Below are 19,866 nucleotides of genomic sequence, written 5' to 3'. Positions count from 1 at the left end.
GGCCGGGCCAGGTCGAGGTCAGGCCCCGTCCACCGGCTCGAGCGCGAAGACGGGAATGAGCCGGTCGGTGTTGCGCTGGTACTCCGCGTAGTTCGGGAAGGCCTCGACGCAGCGCTCCCACCACTGCTCGCGCTCCTCGCCGTCGAGCTCGCGGGCGCGCGCCACCCAGGTCCGGGTCCCGTCCTGGAGCTCGAGGACCGGGTTCTTGCGGAGGTTGGCATACCACTTCGGGTGGTCCGGCGCCCCGCCCTTGCTCGCCACCGCGGCATAGACGCCGTCGTGCTCGACCCGCATGAGCGGGACCTTGCGCACGGACCCGGTGACGCCGTTCATCGTGAGCAGCACGACCGGCCTGCCCTGGATGTCGACGGACGCGGTGGTGCCGGTCTCCTCGATCGTCTCGACCTGCTTGCGGACCCAGGCGCTCGGGCTCGGGACGTACGTTCCGGTGATCGTGGTCATGCCTCCCACAACATCACGCCCGGCCGCCACATTTCGTCAGGGCGTCTTCTTGTCGCTCACGTAGATCGTGATGACGCCCTCGACGACGACGGTGCCGTCCTCGCGGATCGCCCGGACCCGCACCGGCACGTCGCCCGGCTCGGCCCAGTCGGCCGGGTCGGTGTCGGCCGTGCACAGCAGGTCGGTCGTCGACTTCGCGGTGTAGGCGACCTCCATGCCCTTGGGGATCCACCGGCGCCCGGGCGGGGTCGTCGCCTCGGCGAGCAGGCCCATCGCCGCCTCCAGCCCGTTGCACACCGCGATGGCGTGGACCGTGCCGATGTGGTTATGCACGGCCCGGCGCTTGCGGATCGTCAGCTCGGCGTGGTTCTCGCGCACCTCGCGCACCTGCGGGCGCACCGTCCAGAAGTAGGGCGCCTTCTGCGCGAAGAGGAACGAGAACGCCTTGCGCCCGAGGGGCAGCGAGGTGAGCTGGCGGTACAGGGCGAAGGTCTCCGGCATACGGACGATGTTACTTCCCGGTATGCCGGCCGCTCCCCCGCCGTGGCACCGCTCACCCCGCGTGGGCGAGCTACTTCTTCTTCGGCTCGGCGGCGTCGGAGGAGAGCGCGGCGATGAAGGCCTCGGGCGGGACCTCGACGGTGCCGATGTTCTTCATCCGCTTCTTGCCGGCCTTCTGCTTCTCGAGCAGCTTGCGCTTGCGGCTGATGTCACCGCCGTAGCACTTGGCGAGGACGTCCTTGCGGATCGCGCGGATGTTCTCGCGGGCGATGACCCGGGCGCCGATGGCGGCCTGGATCGGCACCTCGAACTGCTGCCTCGGGATGAGCTCCTTGAGCTTGCCGGCCATCATGTTGCCGTAGGCGTAGGCCTTGTCCTTGTGGACGATCGAGCTGAAGGCGTCGACGTTCTCGCCCTGGAGCAGGATGTCGACCTTGACGAGGTCAGCGGCCTGGTCGCCGGACTCCTGGTAGTCGAGCGAGGCGTAGCCGCGGGTGCGCGACTTGAGCTGGTCGAAGAAGTCGAAGACGATCTCGGCGAGCGGCAGCGTGTAGCGCATCTCGACGCGCTCCTCGGAGAGGTAGTCCATGCCCTGGAGCTGGCCGCGCTTGCCCTGGCAGAGCTCCATGATCGCGCCGATGAACTCACTCGGCGCGAGGATCGTGGCCTTGACGACGGGCTCGCGGACCTCGGCGACCTTGCCGTAGGGGAACTCGCTCGGGTTGGTCACCTCGACGTGCGTGCCGTCGTCCATCGTCACGTCGTAGACGACGTTGGGCTGGGTCGAGATGAGGTCGAGGTCGAACTCGCGCTCGAGGCGCTCGCGCACGATCTCGAGGTGGAGCAGGCCGAGGAACCCGCAGCGGAAGCCGAAGCCGAGCGCGGCCGACGTCTCGGGCTCGTAGACGAGCGCGGCGTCGTTGAGCTTGAGCTTGTCGAGGGCGTCGCGCAGGACCGGGTAGTCGGAGCCGTCGATCGGGTAGAGCCCGGAGAAGACCATGGGCTTGGGGTCGCGGTAGCCGCCGAGGTCGGTCGCCGCCGGCTTGCGCTCGTTGGTCACGGTGTCACCCACGCGCGACTGGCGGACGTCCTTGACGCCGGTGATGAGGTAGCCGACCTCACCCACCCCGAGGCCCTTGCCCGGCAGGGGCTCGGGGCTGATGACGCCGATCTCGAGCAGCTCGTGCGTCGCCCGCGTCGACATCATGATGATCTTCTCGCGCGGGTTGAGGTTGCCGTCGACGACGCGGACGTAGGTGACGACGCCGCGGTAGGTGTCGTAGACCGAGTCGAAGATCATCGCGCGCGCCGGGGCGTCCGGGTCGCCCACGGGCGCCGGGACCTGCGCGACGATGGCGTCGAGGAGCGGCTCGACGCCGACGCCGGTCTTGCCGGAGACCCGGAAGCAGTCCTCGGGCTCGCAGCCGATGAGGCCGGCGAGCTCCTCGGCGTACTTCTCGGGCTGCGCCGCCGGCAGGTCGATCTTGTTGAGCACCGGGATGATGGTGAGGTCGTTCTCCATCGCGAGATAGAGGTTGGCGAGGGTCTGCGCCTCGATCCCCTGCGCGGCGTCGACGAGCAGGACCGCACCCTCGCAGGCAGCGAGCGAGCGCGACACCTCGTAGGTGAAGTCGACGTGTCCCGGGGTGTCGATCATGTTGAGGATGTGGCTGGTCGGCGCACCGGTCTCGCCGGCGACCTCCCACGGCATGCGCACGGCCTGGCTCTTGATCGTGATGCCGCGCTCGCGCTCGATGTCCATGCGGTCGAGGTACTGCGCGCGCATGGCGCGCTCGTCGACGACACCGGTGATCTGGAGCATCCGGTCGGCGAGGGTCGACTTGCCGTGGTCGATGTGGGCGATGATGCAGAAGTTGCGGATCGCCTCCGGCGGCGTGGCGTGCGGCTGCAGCACGGTGCGGGCGCGGGGAGACACAGTCGGTCGAGTCCTCGGGGTGGGCGGAAACGGGCGTCGGGACAGTCTCCCATGAGGGCGGCACGCCACCGAACCGGCGCCACTCCTCCCCCAGCCACCGCGCGAGCCGAACCCGTATGCCGTCCCGCGCCACGGCATACGGGCGCCTGTCCGTCTCGGTTAGCGTGAGGCGCATGGCGAGCTATCCCGGCGACTACGACGGCCCCCTCGAGCTGCGCTACGCGCCGGAGGTGGACGGCGAGCCGGACGCGGGCGAGGTCGTCTGGGCGCACGTGCCTTTCGAGGAGGACCCCAGCCGCGGCAAGGACCGGCCCGTCCTCGTCGTCGGCCGGGACGGTCGCTGGGTGCTCGGGATGCAGCTGACGAGCCAGGACCACGACCGTGACGCGGCCCAGGAGGAGCGTGCCGGCCGCTACTGGGTCGACATCGGCGTCGGTGGCTGGGACGGCGCCCGGCGCCCTTCCGAGGTCCGGGTCAACCGGGTCGTGCGGATCGACCCCGAGACGATCCGGCGCGAGGGGGCCGTGCTCGACCGGGCGCGGTGGGACGACGTCGTCGCTGGGCACCGCACCCACCCGCACGCCCAAGTCGCAGGCGCACCCCGCACGACGACCGGGCCCCGCCGGACCCCCCTCACGCGCCTCAGGGACCTCTTCCGCCGCGGATGAGCTCCGGCCGACTGCAGCCGGACCACGCACGAGGGCCCGTCACCGATGTGGTGACGGGCCCTCGTGCGTGCGGTCAGCGACCGCGGTGCGGCTGGCTCAGAGGCCGGCGGCCTTCTTGGCCATGGCCGACTTCTTGTTGGCCGCGTTGTTCTTGTGCAGAACGCCCTTGCTGACGGCCTTGTCGAGCTTCTTGGACGCAGCCTTGAGCGCGTCCTTCGCCTCGTCGACCTTGCCGGCGTCGGCAGCCTCGCGGAACTTGCGGACCGCGGTGCGGACGTCCGACTTGACGGCCTTGTTGCGCTCGGTCGCGACCTTGTTGGTCTTGATGCGCTTGAGCTGGGACTTGATGTTTGCCACGAAGAGATTCTTTCTGAGAGGTCGGTGGTTGCCGTGAGAGGGCGGCAGATGCGGCTCGGGACCGGGAGTGGGGACACCCTTGCTGAACCGCTCTGGATGGATCTACGTACGCGCACGACCTGAGCGCGCACGCAAGGGACAAATCTACCAGCGGGCGGCGCACCGAGGCAAAACGCCTCGGACCAGCCGGTATGCCGTGCACTCACCCACCCTCAGCGGTCGCCCTCCGCCTTCTCTCGGGTGATCGTGAGCACGGCGCGCTCGACGGCGTAGACCGGGTCTCGGCCGCCGCCCTTGACCTCGAAGTCGGCGGCGGCGACGGCCCGCAAAGACCGGGCGAGCGACTCTGCGGTCCACCCCTGGAGCGAGCGGCGGGCCTTGTCGACCTGCCATGGCGCCATGCCGAGGTCGCGGGCGAGGTCGGTCGACCGGCCGCGCCCGGCGGAGCCGACCTTGATGAGCTGGCGCAGCTGCTGGGCGAGGACGGCGACGATCGGCACGGGGTCGACGCCGACGGCGATCGCGTGGCGCAGCAGGCGCAGCGCCTCCCCCGCGTCACCGGCCACGGCGGCGTCGGCGACCTTGAAGCCCGTGGCCTCGACCTTGCCGCCGTGGTAGGTCAGCACGACCGGCTCATCGATGACTCCGGTCGTGTCGGCGATGAGCTGCTGGCACGCGGCCGCGAGCTCGCGCAGGTCCTTGCCGACGGCGTCGACGAGCGCCTGCACGGCCTCGCCGGTCGCACGCCGCTTGGCCCGGCGGAACTCGTTCATCGCGAAGTCGGCCTTGTCGCGGTCGGTCTTGATCGCCGGGGCGTCGATGACCCGGGCACGCGACTTCTTGAGGGTGTCGAGGACCTTCTTGCCGCGGTTGCCGCCCTTGTGGGTGACGACGAGCGTGACCTCCTCCGGCGGGGCGGCGAGGTAGGCGAGGAGGTCCTGCTGCAGCTCGTCCGGCGCCTCGTCGAGGTCGTGGACGACGACGGCCTTGTCGCCGCCGAAGAGTGACGGGCTGGCGTGCACGATGAGCTCGCCGGGCTCGTAGGTCGCGGCATGGAGCCGGATGACCTCGACGTCAGGGGTCCGCTCGCGCACGGACTGGAGCACCTCGGCGAGGCCACGCTCGGCGAGCACCTGCTCGGGGCCCGCGATGAGGACGAGCGGCGGGACGCGGCGCTGCACGTCGACGAGATCACTCACGGCGGTCACTCTGCCACGTGGGTGCGACGGCGACCCGCGCCGCCGGGCCGCCCGACACCGACCAGCATGCGGCCGTCGCCGTCCGAAAGGTCCCGGGCCTTCCGGAGGGCAGACTGCGGCCCATCGTCGCGGCGTAACGGCGTGGCTGTATCGACGCTACCTACGGTCAGCCCGCTTGGTTACGCCGACTCGATGCCATCAAGCCAACGACTCTTGACCTCATGAGCCTTGGCGACTTGCAGCGTTAGCTCAGCGCGTAGTGGGGAGCCCTTCAGAACCGCCCGGCACAAGGGAAGACGGCCTTTGCCCGAGATGAAGTCGACGACGTCGAGCATTTTCTCTGACATCCCTTTGGTGAGCTCTCCTACACGTTGGCCATCAAGACGAACCTCCACCGCTCGGTAGGGGGACGAGCGGGGAGTCTTTTGGACGTCAATGGCGTGAAGCGTCACGGCGACGTGACGCTCCCGGTCAGACACATAGGCCCCAAGCACGTCCATGTGCTGCTCTTCGCACGTCACCTGCATGGCGCTGCCGTGCGGCATCACTTGGTGGGGCTCATCCGGCGGCTCGTTATACGACTGGACGCCTTCGGGGGGCGGCAAAGTCACCGTCGCACTGCCACTCACCGCCCCATCATCGAGGTGAACTAAAACTCGCGCACCGACTCTCAGGTGCTCACCCCTCTCGGCCAAGTCAGCCAGTGCCGGGTGATAGAGCGCGGCAGCCTCGCGTGGCAGGAAGCCTACGAGCTCCTCTTGCACCCAAACCGCCACGGCGCTGCTGTCGTGGGGATTATCCGGGTCGGCCACGATCGCGGCCGGAAGGTCGTCCATCTCGGCCCAGTAGTCGCCCCAGGGCGGCTTGTTCTTGTCTAGGAGGGCACGAAACGCATTCTCGTAGTGCGACTCGCCGACCACGTTTTGCCATGTGGTGGCCCTAGCCCACGGTTCGACCGGGAGTCCGCTTGGCGCTGCCGTCTGATAGCGAGCCTTGCGCGGACGGGATGCGGACTTCGCGCCAGACAGGCCCACCGACAAGGCGGCCGGCTGGCGGACCTTTTCAACCGCTCCAGCCGCCTGCTCCGCATCATGGCCAACCGGGTGGTAGTGGTCGGTCCATCGACTTCCGTCCCACCAGCGAAGGAACCCTGGACGGTCAGTTGCTGGATGCCAGGCAGCCGGAACCTGAGACCCAGTCTGCCTCGACCTACTGAAGAAACCCACCGCGTCCTCCCCTGACTGCCGTCACTGATCCGCTACAGGTTAATCGCGGCCGCTCGCATTTGCTGTGGCATCGAAATCTGCGCTCCGTGGTTTCTGCACAATGGGCACTGGACCGAGCCGCAGCGGCACCCGGAGCGCGAGGTAGGTAGAAGTTTCACTACTTCTATTGCAGCCAATGCGAACCCGGGGGGCATGCGAGAGTTTGTGAACCTGCCTCCTCGGGTCTCGCCGCCTCGAAGTCCCGGATCTGTTCAGCAAACTGCGCACCGCACCCGTAGGGGCCCCTCCCGCCCGCGCCCATGGCCTCCAGAAACCCCTACCAAACCGCCCAACGGTTAGCCCTGTCAGGATCGGCGTCACGGCTCAGTCCAGGCTCAGGGTGGAGCCCGCACCGGCCTCGAGACCGAGCCCTGTGAGCCTCGCGGAGATGACGTCGGCGGGCATCTCGAGCGACTCGCTCAGCTCGTCGACGCTGAGGCCCAGCTCGACGCCGTCGCGCAGCTCCTCGTCCTCCTCGTCGGTCCACGCGTGGCCCTGCGTCACGGCGGTGCGCGCTGATGGCGCCGGCGGCGGGGCGGTCGCCACGGGCCGGGTGTCGGTGGCGTCTACCTCACCCTTGACCTCGACGTCGCCCATCGTCGTGCCCTTGAGGGCGCCGGTGAGCCCGCGCAGCGCCGGGTCGGCCACCGCGAGCGGCGGCGGAGCCGTGGCGTCGAGCCGCTTGAGCGCGTTGAGGACGAGGTCGCGGTCCGAGGTCGGCCAGAAGGGAGGCAGCGAGCGCTGGAGGAAGCCGGCATACCGGGCACTCATCATCCGGGAGTCGAGGAAGGCCACGACGCCACGGTCGTCGCCGCGACGGATGAGACGGCCGGCACCCTGCGCCAGGCGGAGGGCGGCGTGGGTGGCCGACACGGCCATGAACCCGTTGCCGCCCATCCGGGCGATCGCCTGCGAGCGCGCCGACGCGAGCGGGTCGTCGGGTCGCGGGAACGGGATGCGGTCGATGATGACGAGCTGGCAGCTCGACCCGGGGACGTCGACGCCCTGCCAGAGGCTGAGGGTGCCGAAGAGGCAGGTGCGCGGGTCGCGGGCGAACTGCCGCACGAGCGTGGAGATCTGGTCCTCGCCCTGGCAGAGGACGGAGACCTCGCCCTCGAGGTCCTGGAGGCGTTCGCGCATCTCGTCGGTCGCGGCGCGGGCGGCGCGCATCGACGAGAAGAGGCCGAGGGTGCGGCCGCCGGCGGCCCGGACGAGCGTCTCGATCTCGTCCATCGTCTCGGGCGAGGCGCCGTCGCGACCCGGTGGCGGCAGGTGTTTGGCGACGTAGGCGATGCCCTGCTGGGGGTAGTCGAAGGGGCTGCCGACGTCGAGCCCCTTCCACGACGGCGAGCCCTCGCCGCGCAGCCCGATCGTGCCGGCGACGGCGTCGAACGTGCCACCGAGCTCGAGGGTCGCGGAGGTGAGGACGACGGTGCGGTCCTCGAAGATCTTGTCGCGCACGAGCATCGCCACGCTCATCGGAGCGACTCGCAGCACGCTCCCCCGCCGCGGGTCCTTGCTCACCCACACGACGTCGAGGTCGCGCTGCTCGAGGATGCGCGAGGCGTTCTCGTTGAGCTCGTCGACGGCGGCCCGGGCGACCTGACGCGCGCCGTCGACCTCCTGGCCCTGCGCCGGCTTGAGCTCGGTCTGGACCTGACGGGTCGTGTCGCGCAGCCGGGCGAGGGCGAGCGCGAGGTTGTCGGGGACGCCGGTCAGCCGGCCCTCGGGGATCTCGTCGAGGACGGACTCGAGGAAGGTCCCCGCGTCGTCGATGGTCTCGCTGGAGTCGGCCTGCCGGCCGGCACGCTTGGCGGCGGTGCGCGCCATCGCCGGCGTCACCTCGTCGGTGATCGTCGCCGTGACGCGGTCGACGAGCTCGTGCGCCTCGTCGACGACGAGGACGTCGTGCTCGGGCAGCATCTGCCGGCCCTCGAACGCGTCGATCGCCATGAACGAGTGGTTGGTGACGATGACGTCGACGTCCTTGGCAGCGTCGCGCGAACGCTCGACGAAGCAGTCGGCGACCATCGGGCACTTGCTGCCCATGCACTCGTGCGCGCTCACCGAGACCTGGCGCCACGCCCGCTCGGAGACACCCGGGACGAGCTCGTCGCGGTCGCCGGACTCGGTCTCGCCGGCCCACTCGCGCAGCCGGACGACCTCCTGGCCGAGGCGGCCCGCCTGCTGGTCGACCGCGCCGACGCCGAGCAGGGTATCGGCGTCGTCGTCGGGGAAGCCGCCCTCGAGCTTGTGGGCGCAGAGGTAGTTGCGGCGACCCTTGACGATCGCGTAGGTGGGGCGCCGCCCGAGCAGCGGGGCGAGGGCGTCGGCGACCCGCGGCATGTCGCGGTCGACGATCTGGGCCTGCAGCGCGAGCGTCGCGGTGGCGACGACGGCGGGCTTGCCCGCGTCGATCGCGTGCTGGACGGCGGGGACGAGGTAGGCGAGGGACTTGCCCGTGCCGGTGCCCGCCTGGACGAGCAGGTGCTCGCCGGTGTCGATCGCGTCCGCGACCGCCTTGGCCATCGTCACCTGACCGGGCCGCTCGCTTCCCCCGACCGTGCTGACCGCTGCGGCGAGGAGGTCGTCGAGGGTCGGCACCGACACAGGGTATGCCGTCCCGGCGACACCGACGTCGTGCCCTCCACAGCCGTGCCGAACCCGAGGAATTGGCGAGTTGCGCACGCAGGTTCATGCCCTCAGGTGTCCATCTCCTCGCGGAGGTCGTCGGGCGGCGTGCAGACGAGGTGGGCGACGAGGGCGGTCCAGCCGGTCTGGTGCGAGGCGCCGAGGCCGATGCCGGTGTCCCCGTTGAAGTGCTCGCTGAAGGTCGGGTGCGCGTCCCACAGCGGCCCTTCGGGGTGCTCGCGCGGGGTGCCGGGCCGACGTCCGTCGTCACCGGAGAGGAACAGCGAGATGAGCCGCTGCCGCAGCCCGATCGCCGCCTCCTCGAGGGGCACCGGCCGCCCCGAGCCGGTCGGGAACTCGACCCGCAGGTCACCGTCGGCACCGTCGGCGAGGACGAGCAGCGCGTCGAGGATGAGGACGTTGACGGGGAACCACACCGGCCCGCGCCAGTTCGAGTTGCCGCCGAACATCCCGGTCGACGACTCCCCCGGGTCGTAGGCGATGTGCACCGACGTGCCACCGGCGTCGACCTCGGTCCCGCCGCGGTAGGCCGCCGACAGCGAGCGGATCCCGTGCGGCGAGAGGAACTCGTCCTCGTCGAAGAGCCGCCGCAGGATCGCCTCGAGCCGCGGCCGGACGACCGGGGTGAGGCTGTTGTGGACGACCTCGCCGTCCTGGCTGTGCAGCAGCGACTCGGTGAGGTCGGGGCGCCGGTCCTGGAGCCACCGCAGGCGCGACGTGAAGTCGCCGAGCTCCTCGAACGCCCACGCCGGGACGTTGGCGACGGCGATGAGCGGCAGCAGCCCCACGAGCGAGCGCACCCGCACCGGCGAGCCCCGCCCCTCGTCGTCGACGAGGACGTCATAGAAGAACTCGTCGGTCTCGTCCCAGAGCGAAACCTGGTCGGTGCCGAACGCCTCCATCGCCTCGGCGATCGAGAAGAAGTGCTCGAGGAACGTCGTCGCGAGCCCGTCCCACGCGCGGTCGACGCGGCTCAGCTCGAGCGCGATCCGCAGCATCTGGAGGCAGGTGAACGCCATCCAGCTCGTCGCGTCGGACTGCTCGAGCCGCCACCCCTCCGGCACCTCGCGCGACCGGTCGAAGACGCTGATGTTGTCCATGCCGAGGAAGCCGCCCTCGAAGAGGTTGGACCCGTCGGAGTCCTTGCGGTTGAGCCACCACGAGAAGTTGAAGAGCAGCTTGGTGAAGACGCGGACGAGGAAGCCGTGGTCGCGCGCGCCGTCGAGGACGTAGACGTGCCACGCGGCCCACGCGTGGACCGGCGGGTTGACGTCGCCGAACTGCCATTCGTATGCCGGCAGCTGGCCGTTGGGGTGCTGGCTCCACTCCCGGCACATGAGCAGGAGCTGGTTCTTGGCGAACTCCGGGTCCATGTGGGCGATGGCGACGGTGTGGAAGGCGAGGTCCCACGCGGCGAACCACGGGTACTCCCACTCGTCGGGCATCGAGATGACGTCGGCGAGCGCGAGGTGGGTCCACGACGTGTTGCGGCCCGCGGGCTCGCGCGCCCGTCGTGAGTCCGGCGGCGGCGGGTAGGCCGGGTCGCCCTCGAGCCACTCGCGCACGTCGTAGCGATAGAGCTGCTTGCCCCAGTTGAGGCCGGCGAAGGCCCGCCGGGCGACGAGCCGCTCCTCGTCGCCGACACCATCGGGGATGACGGCGGCATAGAAGGCGTCGGCCTCGGCCCGCCGGGTCGCGAGCACCTCGTCGAACTCCGGCCCGAAGGCGTCGTGCAGCGACGACGCGTCGGGCACGACCCTGTCGGTGGTGCCCTCGGCCCACGCGTCGTCGAGCAGGCGCAGGCGCACCCGCACCGTCTCGCCAGGCGCCACCGAGTCGAAGCCGAAGCGCAGGGCCACCTTGGTGCCCCGCCCGTCAGTGGCAAGCAGGCTCGGGTCGCCGTGGACGATCGCCCGGTCGACCGCGTCCTTGGGGTGGGGGCTGCGGCTCTGGCCCTGTCCGAAGACCGCCTCGACGTGCGTCTCGTTGTCGCACACGAGCACCTCGGGCGATCCCTCGGCGACGAGGTGGACGACGCCGAGGTGGGCGTGCGTCGCGCGCAGCACGACCATCCCGTCGGGCGCGTCGTCGACGACCTCGATGAGCGGTGTGCGGTCGTCACGCCCCCAGGCCCACGTGTTGCGGAACCACAGCTGGGGCAAGAGGTCGAGGGGCGCCGGGTCCGGACCGTGGTTCGTCGCCTCCACGGTCATGAGGACATCGCCCGGCGAGACCTTGGCGTGCGTCGTCACGACGTCGAAGAACCGGTCCTCGTCGAGGACACCGGTGTCGACGAGCTGGAACTCGGGGTCACCGTGGCCGCGGCGGGCGTTCTCCTCGCGCAGGACGGCATACGGGAAGGCGGCCTGGGGGTAGCGGTGGAGGTGCTGGGCCCAGCTGTGCGTCGGGGTGGCGTCGAGGTGCCACCAGTACTCCTTGGCGTCCTCGCCGTGGTTGCCCTCGCCGTTGGTGAGGCCGAAGCACCGCTCCTTGAGCCGGTCGTCGTTGCGGTTCCACATCGCGACGGCGAGGTTGAGGAAGCCGTAGCGGTCGCAGAGCCCGGCGATGCCGTCCTCTCCCCAGCGGTAGGCGCGGGCGTGGGCGTGGTCGAAGGGGAAGAACGACCACGCGTCGCCGTCGGCGGAGTAGTCCTCGCGCACGGTGCCCCACTGGCGGCCAGAGACGTAGGGACCCCACGCGCGCCACGGGTCGTCGTCGGCCGGCGAGTCGCGCAGCCGGAGGTGCTCCTCGGTGAGGGCGGGCTCCTCCGGCTCCACCGACGTCATGCCCCCACCTTGGCACGGGGGTGCCGAGGTGGGGGCGCGGCGCGACGAGCGACTACGCCTGCCGGGCCAGGACGGCGGTCTCCTGCGCGGCGGGTGCCGCGGGCAACGGAGCCTCGTGGGCGGCATACGCCTCGTCGGTCATCCGCAGGACGCGCTGGCCGAGGTAGGCGAGGACTCCGGTGCCGGCGAGCCACAGCGGGATCGCGGCGGGGCCGTAGGGGACGGTGAAGCTGCCCGCGACCCACGCGGCGAAGAGGAGCGGGACCCAGCCGCGGACGAAGCCGGCTCGCCACAGGACGATGAAGAGGGCGACCGTGCCACCGAGGGCGAGGAACGGGCCGGGGATCATGAAGCCGACGATCACGCCCGGGATCTCGAGGACCTCGTTGGTGAGCCGCTCCGCCTCCTCCGGCGCGTAGCGCTCGCCGAACCACCAGTTGACGGGGTCGGTGAGCAGCAGTGCGGAGAGGTTGATCCAGCCGATGGCGGCCACGCCGGCGACGACGTGCCCTGCGAGGACCGCGCGCCGGCGGGTGAAGTGGGCGAGGCCGAGGACGGCGACCGCCATGAGCAGGTAACCCCAGTGGTAGAGCGCCGACTGGAGCTGCGCGAGGGCGGGGTTGTCCTGGTAGCTGACGACCTCGCGGTCGTCGCCCCACGTGCCGGGGTCGACGAGGAGGGCGGTGACCATGAGGACCGCGGCGAGGCACAGGGTCGTCCCTGTCGTGAGGCGGCGGATCCGATGGGGGTTGGTGCGCATCGCGCTTGTCCTTTCGTGGAGGTTGATGGGTCGACAGTGGCGCTGGTCGCGTCCCGTGCGACAGGGGCCGGTGTCCCGACTCCGCGGGCAGGTCGGGGTGGTCCCCGCTCCGTGGCGGGTGCGCCGACTGCGGGATGGGAGGATTCAGCGCAATGACCTCCCACCCGCTGGCCGAGCGCGCCCTCACCTCCGTCACGACCGACGCCGACACCCTGTATGCCGTCTTCTCGGCCTGGGCGGAGGAGTCCGGCATCGCGCTCTATCCCCACCAGGACGAGGCGGTCATCGAGGTCGTCTCGGGCCGCCACGTCGTCCTTGCGACTCCGACCGGGTCGGGCAAGTCGCTCGTGGGCGTCGCTGCCCACTTCGCCGCGCTCGCCGGCGACCGCGTGTCGTTCTACACGGCCCCGATCAAGGCGCTCGTCAACGAGAAGTTCTTCGCCCTGTGCGACGTCTTCGGCGCCGAGAACGTCGGCCTGCTCACCGGTGATGCCTCGGTCAACGCCGACGCGCCGATCATCGCCTGCACCGCCGAGGTCCTCGCCAACATCGCTCTGCGGGAGGGCTCCTCGGCCGACGTCGGGCTCGTCGTCATGGACGAGTTCCACTACTACGCCGACGGCCAGCGCGGGTGGGCGTGGCAGGTGCCGCTGCTCGAGCTGCCGCAGGCTCAGTTCCTCCTCATGTCGGCCACGTTGGGCGACATGACCGCGATCTCGGAGGACCTCACCCGCCGGACCGGGCGCGAGGTCGCGTTCGTGACGACGGCGGAGCGGCCGGTGCCGCTGTCCTTCACGTGGTCGCTCACGCCGCTCGCCGAGATGGTCGAGGAGATCGTCACGACCCACCAGGCGCCGGTCTACGTCGTCCACCCGACCCAGCAGCTCGCCGCCGAGCACGCGGCCTCGCTCGTCACGCTCAAGCTGCTCACCGCCGAGGAGAAGGTCGCCATCGCGGAGCGCCTCGCTCCCGTGCGGTTCGCCGCCGGGTTCGGCAAGACCCTGTCCGGACTGCTGCGACGCGGCATCGGCGTTCACCACGCCGGGCTGCTCCCCCGCTACCGCCGCGTCGTCGAGCAGCTCGCGCAGGCAGGGCTGCTCAAGGTCATCGCGGGGACCGACACCCTCGGCGTCGGCATCAACGTGCCTATCCGGACCGTCTTGTTCACCGGTCTCGCGAAGTTCGACGGGCAGCGGGACCGCGTCTTCCGCTCACGCGAGTTCCACCAGATCGCAGGTCGGGCGGGGCGCGCGGGCTTCGACACGAGCGGGTCGGTCATCGTCCAGGCCCCGCCACACGTCATCGACAACGAGCGTGCCATCGCCAAGGCCGGTGACGATCCCAAGAAGCTGCGCAAGGTCCAGCGCAAGAAGCCGCCCGAGGGCTCGATCGTGTGGACCGAGCAGACCTTCGACAAGCTCGTCGCGAGCGAGCCCGAGCCGCTGACGTCGAAGATGCGGATCGACAACGCGATGATCCTCAACCTGATGGCGCGCCCGGGTGACCCGGTCGCGGCCGTGAGCCGACTCGTCCGCGTCAACCACGAGACCCCAGCGGGCCGGGCCAAGCTCGCCCGCCGTGCGATCCGGCTCGGTCGCTCGCTCCTCGACTCGGGCGTCGTCGTCCGCCTGCCGGAGCCCGCGGCCGACGGTCGCACCGTCGAGCTCACGGTTGACCTGCCGGCGGACTTCGCGCTCAACCAGCCGCTCGCGCACTTCGCGCTCGCCGCGCTCGACCTCCTCGACGCCGAGTCGCCGACGCACGCGCTCGATGTCGTCTCCGTCGTCGAGGCCGTCCTCGACTCGCCTCGGCCGGTCCTGCGCGCCCAGCAGTGGGCCGCCCGTGGCGAGCGCATCGCCGAGCTCAAGGCCGAGGGCGTCGACTACGACGAGCGGACAGCGATCGTCGAGGAGATCACGTGGCCGCGCCCGCTCCTCGAGCTGCTCGAGCCGGCATACGAGACCTACCGGCAGACGCACCCTTGGCTGCCGGACGACGCGCTCGACCCCAAGAGCATCGTCCGCGAGATGTGGGAGCAGGCGATGAGCTTCGGCGACCTCATCCGCCGCTACGGGCTGTCGCGCTCCGAGGGCGTCGTCCTGCGCTACCTCTCCGACGCCTACCGGACGCTGCGCCAGACCGTGCCCGAGGCGCACCGCGGGGAGGAGCTCGACACGCTCATCGAGTGGCTCGGCGAGACGATCCGCCAGACCGACTCCTCGCTCATCGACGAGTGGGCGGCGCTCACCGACCCCGAGTCGGTCCGCAACGCAGCCGCCGCCCATGGCGAGGCACCACCGCCGCCGCGCCCGATCACGGCCAACGACAGGGCTTTTCGCGCCATGGTCCGCCAGGCGATGTGGCGCCGCGTCGAGCTCGCCGAGCGCGACGACATCGAGGCACTCGCCCGGCTGGAGTCCGACGCCGCCGCCGTCCCCGAGGACGGTCGGTCGCCAGTCATGGACCTGGATGCCTGGGACGTCGCGCTCGGCGCCTACTGGGACGAGCACGGGACCATCGGCACCGATGCCGACGCGCGTGGTCCCTCGCTCTTGCAGGTCACGCCCGCTCGCGACCTGGTGCCGGGTCTCGACGACGACACCGAGCACCGCATCTGGCGGGTTCGTCAGGTCCTCGCCGACCCCGCCGACGACCACGACTGGGGCATCGAGGCCATCGTCGACCTCGACGCCAGCGACGCCGCCGGCGAGCTCGTCATCACCGCCACCGCCCTCCGCCGTCTCTGACCCGACCCCGGGTGCACGGAGACCCCTGCGCGAGGGCTCGGCTCGTCGGGTAAATCCCAGGGCACCAAGTCGTAGCGCTCGGTAAGCAAGGGCAGGCGTTCACTGGAACCGAACGTCCGGAACTGCCGATGAGCGGAGGTGTGGGTTTGGGACACCCCGAGTCATCTCAGCCATTCGGGAACGGAGAAACTCTCTCTCCGGACTCGCTTCAGGGACCACTTGTCACGGAACATCCGACGTCGATAGAGGGCGATGAAGAACGGGTTGAGAACCACGTTCAGACCGAAGAAGTCCCACGCCAGCAGTCGTTTCCCCTTCTCCTTTCGGGCCTCGATGTCGTAGTTCACTTCACGAGCCCACTTCCCAATCAGCCCTGCGCACGCAAGGAACCAACCGAACACGCCAGCCTCCCAAGCGGGGGGAGCCACCGCGAGCACGACGAGGGCCATGGCGATGCCCACGGTCGAGCCCAAGGCACGCCATTTAAATCCGACGAAGTTGAACACCTGCGCAGCGAAAAACACGACGGCGCTGGCGACGATTAGGACTTCCGATGCGGTCAAAACGCCTTCTCGCATTGTGTGGACAGGAGTGACACCGCAGCCTGCACCCGAAAGTGCTCATCGTGGGCAGCCGCGATTGAGAGCGACGAACCCGGACACCTGAACCGAGCCTGCGCAGGCACCGGTCCTGCCGTCAATGAAACAAGTAGCCGCGTGGAGGACGGCTACGCTCGTCCGACTTTGCCGCGGATCACGCGAGTGCTCTCAGCGCTGACCTCCGCTCCCCGCTTGGAGGTCTGCCTTCTCAGCGTGTAGGAGTGCCCCGGCGTGGGAGAGTCAGCTCCTACCGAGGAGGAGCACATGCCCCAGTTCGGCCTGGTGGTCCGGTTCGCGCTCAGGCCCGGGCGGGCCGAGGCCTTCGACGCACTGATGCGCGACACAGTGGCGGGCATCGCCGACAATGAGCCCCGCACGTTGGCCTATGCGGTGCACACACTCGACGGTGAGCCCGACGTCCGCATCTTCTACGAGCTCTACACCAGCGAGGAGGCCCTCGCCGAGCACGAGGCGCAGACCACGACCCGATACTTCCTCGACCGCGTCGACGACTTCGTCACGAGCATCGACGTCCAGCGACTGCGCCTGGTAACCGCGACCGGCATCGCCGACCTGAACGACGACGCTGAGCGCCCGGCACCCAGCTGATCCTCACTCGATTCCAACCTCGCACCCGATCGAGACGAGGAGCGACAGAGGCGCGTGCCCTCAGCCGCGCGGGTCGGGAGTGAGCGTGCGGCCGTCGAGGCGGCGGGTCATGGTGATGTTGTCGCGGTCGTCGCCGTCCTCGACCCGAATCCCACCAAGGATGCGCCCGGACTCGCGGTAGCCGCACGCCTCGTAGAACGCCGTCGTGCCCATGCCGCTGCGGACACCGAGCGTGAGGATCTCCACGCCGGCCTCACGGGCGACACGGTGGGTGCCGGCCATGAGGATCCGGCCGAGGTTCTGCCCGCGACGCGAGGGCTCGGTCATCACGGTGTAGACCCACCGCTCGTGCGCCTGGAGCCGCCCACCGGCCTCCGCGAGGAAGGCCAGCCCGAGCAGTGCACCGTCGGCGGCAGAGCGCTGCACCACAGCCACGCGACTACCCTCGGCCATGCGCTCCTCCGAGGCGTTCAGCGCCGCCTCGACCCGCACACGCGGCGCCCCCGGCAGGAAGCCCACGGCCCCACCGGCCTCGTTGGTGCGCATCCACAGGTCGAGCACCTCCTCGTGGGTCGTGGCGTCGAACGAGGTGGCCGCCTCGATGATCGGCGCCTCGAAGACGGTCGACGGCGGCTCGTCGGGCAGGTCGTCGTGGAGCACGCGGGTGCCGGCGCGCTCGAGCCCGGTGCCGAGCGCCGTGGCGACCGACGGCGCGTTGACCTCCTTGACGAGCGCCCGCACGGGCAGCCGCGGCAGCCACTCGACCGCGTACGCGACCGAGGCCCGCGACATCTCGCGCCCCAGCCCGCGGCCGAGGCTGTCGTGGGTGAGCCGGTAGTACAGGTTGAGGAAGACGTCCTCGATGACCTTGAGCCCGCAGACCCCGACAACGTCGCCGGTCCCCCGGTCCTGCGCCACCCAGAACCCGAAGCCGCGCTCGTCCCAGTGCGCGAGGCTGCGGTCGAGGAAGTCCGCGGCGTCGTCGTCGCTCTGCGACATCGCGTGCGGCGCGTGCCAGTAGGTGCGCGGGTCACGGTGCAGCCGCACCCAGTCGTCACGGTCGCCCGTCGTCGGCGGGCGCAGGGTCAGGCGGGTGGTCTCGACGACCGACGGGGACGGCATACGGGCATCTTATTGCGAAGGATTCGCAACAAGCACTCAGACTCCGTATGCCGTGAGCTCGGCCGCGAGGTCGGCGTTGACGCGCGCGGTGACGCGGGTCCCCTCGCTCACGTGGTCGCTCGCAAGGATCTCGCCCTCGTCGTGGATCCGGCTCACGAGGTCGCCCCGGCCGTAGGGCAGGAGGACGTCGACGTCGATGTCGGGCTGCGGCAGCTCCTCGGCGATGAGCGCCCTCAACTCGTCGAGCCCCTGGCCGGTGCGGGCCGAGACGGCGACGGCGTGCTTCTCGTGGCGCAGGATGCGGTCGACGACCTCGGGGTCGGCGATGTCGGCCTTGTTGACGACGATGACCTCGAGGACGTCGGTCGCGTCGACGTCGGCGAGGACGGCGCGGACCGCGGAGATCTGGCCCTCGGGGTCAGGGTGCGAGCCGTCGACGACGTGGAGCAGGAGGTCGGAGTCGGCCACCTCCTCGAGCGTCGAGCGGAAGGCCTCGACGAGCTGGTGCGGCAGCTGCCGGACGAACCCGACCGTGTCGGTGAAGGTGAACTCGCGCCCGTCGGGGGTCTCGCTGCGGCGCACCGTCGGGTCGAGCGTCGCGAAGAGCTGGTTCTGCACGAGCACGCCGGCGCCGGTGAGCCGGTTGAGGATCGAGGACTTGCCGGCGTTGGTGTAGCCGGCGATGGCCACGCTCGGGATGCCGTTGGAGCGGCGGCTGCCGCGCTTGGTGTCGCGGTGGGTCTTCATGCCGGCGATGTCGCGCTTGAGCTTCGCGATGCGGCTGTTGATGCGACGCCGGTCGAGCTCGATCTTGGTCTCACCGGGACCTCGCGAGCCCATGCCCTGGCCGCCGGCGGCCTGGCCACCGGCCTGCCGCGACATCGACTCACCCCAGCCGCGCAGGCGCGGGAGGAGGTACTGGAGCTGGGCGAGCTCGACCTGCGCCTTGCCCTCACGGCTCTTGGCGTGCTGGGCGAAGATGTCGAGGATGAGGGCGGTCCGGTCGATGACCTTGACCTTGACGACGTCCTCGAGCGCGCGACGCTGGGAGGGGGCGAGTTCGGTGTCGCAGATGACGGTGTCGGCGCCCTCGTTGATGACGATGTCGCGCAGCTCCTCGGCCTTGCCCTTGCCGAGGTAGGTCGCGGTGTCGGGCTTCTGTCGTCGCTGGATGACGCCCTCGAGGACGAGCGCACCGGCCGTCTCGGCGAGGGCGGCGAGCTCGCGCAGCGAGTTCTCGGCGTCGACGAGGGTGCCCTCGGACCAGACGCTCGCGAGGACGACCCGCTCGAGGCGGAGCTGGCGGTACTCGACCTCGGTGACGTCCTCGAGCTCGGTGGAGAGGCCGGCGACGCGGCGCAGCGCCGCGCGCTCCTCGCGCTCGAGCTGGTCGCCGTCATAGAGGGCGGACGGGCGATCGCCCTCCTCCTCGCCCTCGACGACGAACCCCTCGTCGTCGTAGGCATCGTCGGACAGGGCGTCGGCGTGACCGGAGAAGATGTGGTGTCGTTCTGTCATGTTGCGTCTAGGGTCTCACCCATGACCGACTCGGGGCGAACGGATTCCCGCGAGCACTACTTCACCGCCTCCCCGGCCACCCCCGACGAACGCCGACCGCTCGACGTGACACTCGCCGGCCGACGGGTGCAGGTCGAGGTGGCGCCGGGCATCTTCAGCCCCGGCGGGCTCGACAAGGGCACGGCCGTGCTCTTCGAGGAGGTGCCCGACCCGCCACCGTCTGGCCGGTTCCTCGACCTCGGCTGCGGCTGGGGCCCGATCGCCCTCACCCTCGGGCTGCTCGCCGAGCACGCCGAGGTCGTCGGCGTCGACGTCAACGAGCGCAGCGTCGAGCTCACCAACCGCAACGCGAGCGCCCTCGGCCTCGACCACGTGAGCGCGGTGACGCCAGACGCGGTCGGCGACGACACGGCATACGACCTCATCTGGTCCAACCCGCCGATCCGCATCGGCAAGGCCGCCCTGCACATCCTGCTCCGCACCTGGCTGCCGCGCCTCACGCCCGACGGCGTCGCCTACCTCGTCGTCCAGAAGAACCTCGGCTCGGACAGCCTCCAGCGCTGGGTCGAGTCAGACCTCCGTATGCCGTGCACTCGCCATGCGTCGAGCAAGGGCTTCCGCGTCCTCGAGGTCCGCCACCCCTGACGTGACGAGAAGAGGGGCACCGCGCCGGGTGGCCGACGCA

General features: G+C 70.4%; 16 protein-coding genes and 1 pseudogene. 4 read left to right on the top strand and 13 right to left on the bottom strand.

Features of this window, described 5'->3' with window-relative positions:
- Window positions 1–18: 18 nt before the first annotated feature.
- The 3 genes from N798_RS15630 to lepA form a co-directional block, all read right to left on the bottom strand.
- Window positions 19–462 carry a nitroreductase family deazaflavin-dependent oxidoreductase gene (locus N798_RS15630; RefSeq protein WP_035950239.1) on the bottom strand — a complete coding sequence of 148 codons (444 nt, stop codon included), beginning with the start codon at window positions 460–462 and terminating at the stop codon, window positions 19–21.
- A 36-nt stretch (window positions 463–498) separates the two neighbouring features.
- Window positions 499–963, bottom strand: coding sequence for a hotdog fold domain-containing protein (locus tag N798_RS15625; RefSeq protein ID WP_035950236.1), 465 nt, complete (start codon window positions 961–963; stop codon window positions 499–501).
- A 70-nt stretch (window positions 964–1,033) separates the two neighbouring features.
- On the bottom strand, window positions 1,034–2,899 hold the full coding sequence (gene lepA, locus N798_RS15620) for a translation elongation factor 4 (RefSeq protein ID WP_035950234.1): 1,866 nt from the start codon (window positions 2,897–2,899) through the stop codon (window positions 1,034–1,036).
- 173 nt (window positions 2,900–3,072) lie between these two features.
- Between lepA and N798_RS15615 the strand changes: the two genes are divergently transcribed.
- The gene (locus N798_RS15615; protein ID WP_084100857.1) at window positions 3,073–3,567 is read left to right on the top strand and encodes a type II toxin-antitoxin system PemK/MazF family toxin; all 495 of its coding nucleotides are present in this window, start codon (window positions 3,073–3,075) and stop codon (window positions 3,565–3,567) included.
- A 96-nt stretch (window positions 3,568–3,663) separates the two neighbouring features.
- Here N798_RS15615 and rpsT read toward each other — a convergent pair whose 3' ends face one another.
- The 7 genes and pseudogenes from rpsT to N798_RS15585 all read right to left on the bottom strand — a co-directional run bounded on the left by rpsT (window position 3,664) and on the right by N798_RS15585 (window position 12,586).
- Entirely contained in the window at window positions 3,664–3,924 is a 261-nt protein-coding gene (gene rpsT, locus N798_RS15610) for a 30S ribosomal protein S20 (protein ID WP_035950231.1), read from the bottom strand.
- 212 nt (window positions 3,925–4,136) lie between these two features.
- Complete coding sequence (gene holA / locus N798_RS15605; protein WP_052117442.1) at window positions 4,137–5,132, bottom strand: DNA polymerase III subunit delta; 996 nt, start codon at window positions 5,130–5,132, stop codon at window positions 4,137–4,139.
- A 170-nt stretch (window positions 5,133–5,302) separates the two neighbouring features.
- Entirely contained in the window at window positions 5,303–6,043 is a 741-nt protein-coding gene (locus tag N798_RS18240) for an HIRAN domain-containing protein (RefSeq protein ID WP_035950229.1), read from the bottom strand.
- A gap of 183 nt (window positions 6,044–6,226) precedes the next feature.
- A pseudogene (locus tag N798_RS19000) lies at window positions 6,227–6,349 on the bottom strand (DUF2510 domain-containing protein); the annotation flags it as partial.
- Between the two features lie 363 nt (window positions 6,350–6,712).
- Entirely contained in the window at window positions 6,713–8,992 is a 2,280-nt protein-coding gene (locus tag N798_RS15595) for an ATP-dependent DNA helicase (RefSeq protein ID WP_035950329.1), read from the bottom strand.
- Window positions 8,993–9,090: 98 nt separating this feature from the next.
- Window positions 9,091–11,826 (bottom strand): MGH1-like glycoside hydrolase domain-containing protein, encoded by a 2,736-nt coding sequence (locus N798_RS15590; protein WP_035950227.1) that lies wholly within the window; start codon window positions 11,824–11,826, stop codon window positions 9,091–9,093.
- A 52-nt stretch (window positions 11,827–11,878) separates the two neighbouring features.
- A complete protein-coding gene (locus N798_RS15585; RefSeq protein WP_052117441.1) occupies window positions 11,879–12,586 on the bottom strand; it encodes a hypothetical protein in 708 nt (235 codons plus the stop codon).
- Between the two features lie 152 nt (window positions 12,587–12,738).
- Between N798_RS15585 and N798_RS15580 the strand changes: the two genes are divergently transcribed.
- Window positions 12,739–15,333 carry a DEAD/DEAH box helicase gene (locus N798_RS15580; RefSeq protein ID WP_035950224.1) on the top strand — a complete coding sequence of 865 codons (2,595 nt, stop codon included), beginning with the start codon at window positions 12,739–12,741 and terminating at the stop codon, window positions 15,331–15,333.
- 161 nt (window positions 15,334–15,494) lie between these two features.
- On the opposite strand, the gene N798_RS15575 is transcribed toward N798_RS15580, so the two are convergent.
- The gene (locus N798_RS15575; RefSeq protein WP_156971768.1) at window positions 15,495–15,839 is read right to left on the bottom strand and encodes a hypothetical protein; all 345 of its coding nucleotides are present in this window, start codon (window positions 15,837–15,839) and stop codon (window positions 15,495–15,497) included.
- 357 nt (window positions 15,840–16,196) lie between these two features.
- Here N798_RS15575 and N798_RS15570 point away from each other — a divergent pair, with 357 nt between their 5' ends.
- Entirely contained in the window at window positions 16,197–16,541 is a 345-nt protein-coding gene (locus N798_RS15570) for a putative quinol monooxygenase (RefSeq protein ID WP_084100854.1), read from the top strand.
- Window positions 16,542–16,601: 60 nt separating this feature from the next.
- Here N798_RS15570 and N798_RS17600 read toward each other — a convergent pair whose 3' ends face one another.
- Complete coding sequence (locus tag N798_RS17600) at window positions 16,602–17,663, bottom strand: GNAT family N-acetyltransferase (RefSeq protein ID WP_052117440.1); 1,062 nt, start codon at window positions 17,661–17,663, stop codon at window positions 16,602–16,604.
- A gap of 36 nt (window positions 17,664–17,699) precedes the next feature.
- Window positions 17,700–19,181, bottom strand: a complete 1,482-nt coding sequence (hflX, locus tag N798_RS15560) for a GTPase HflX (protein ID WP_035950220.1) — start codon at window positions 19,179–19,181, stop codon at window positions 17,700–17,702.
- Between the two features lie 21 nt (window positions 19,182–19,202).
- Here hflX and N798_RS15555 point away from each other — a divergent pair, with 21 nt between their 5' ends.
- On the top strand, window positions 19,203–19,826 hold the full coding sequence (locus N798_RS15555) for a class I SAM-dependent methyltransferase (RefSeq protein ID WP_035950218.1): 624 nt from the start codon (window positions 19,203–19,205) through the stop codon (window positions 19,824–19,826).
- Window positions 19,827–19,866: the final 40 nt, after the last annotated feature.

The sequence above is a fragment of the Knoellia flava TL1 genome, from assembly GCF_000768675.1.
GTDB classification, from domain to species: Bacteria; Actinomycetota; Actinomycetes; order Actinomycetales; family Dermatophilaceae; genus Knoellia; species Knoellia flava.
This window is presented reverse-complemented; position numbering and strand designations above follow the sequence as displayed.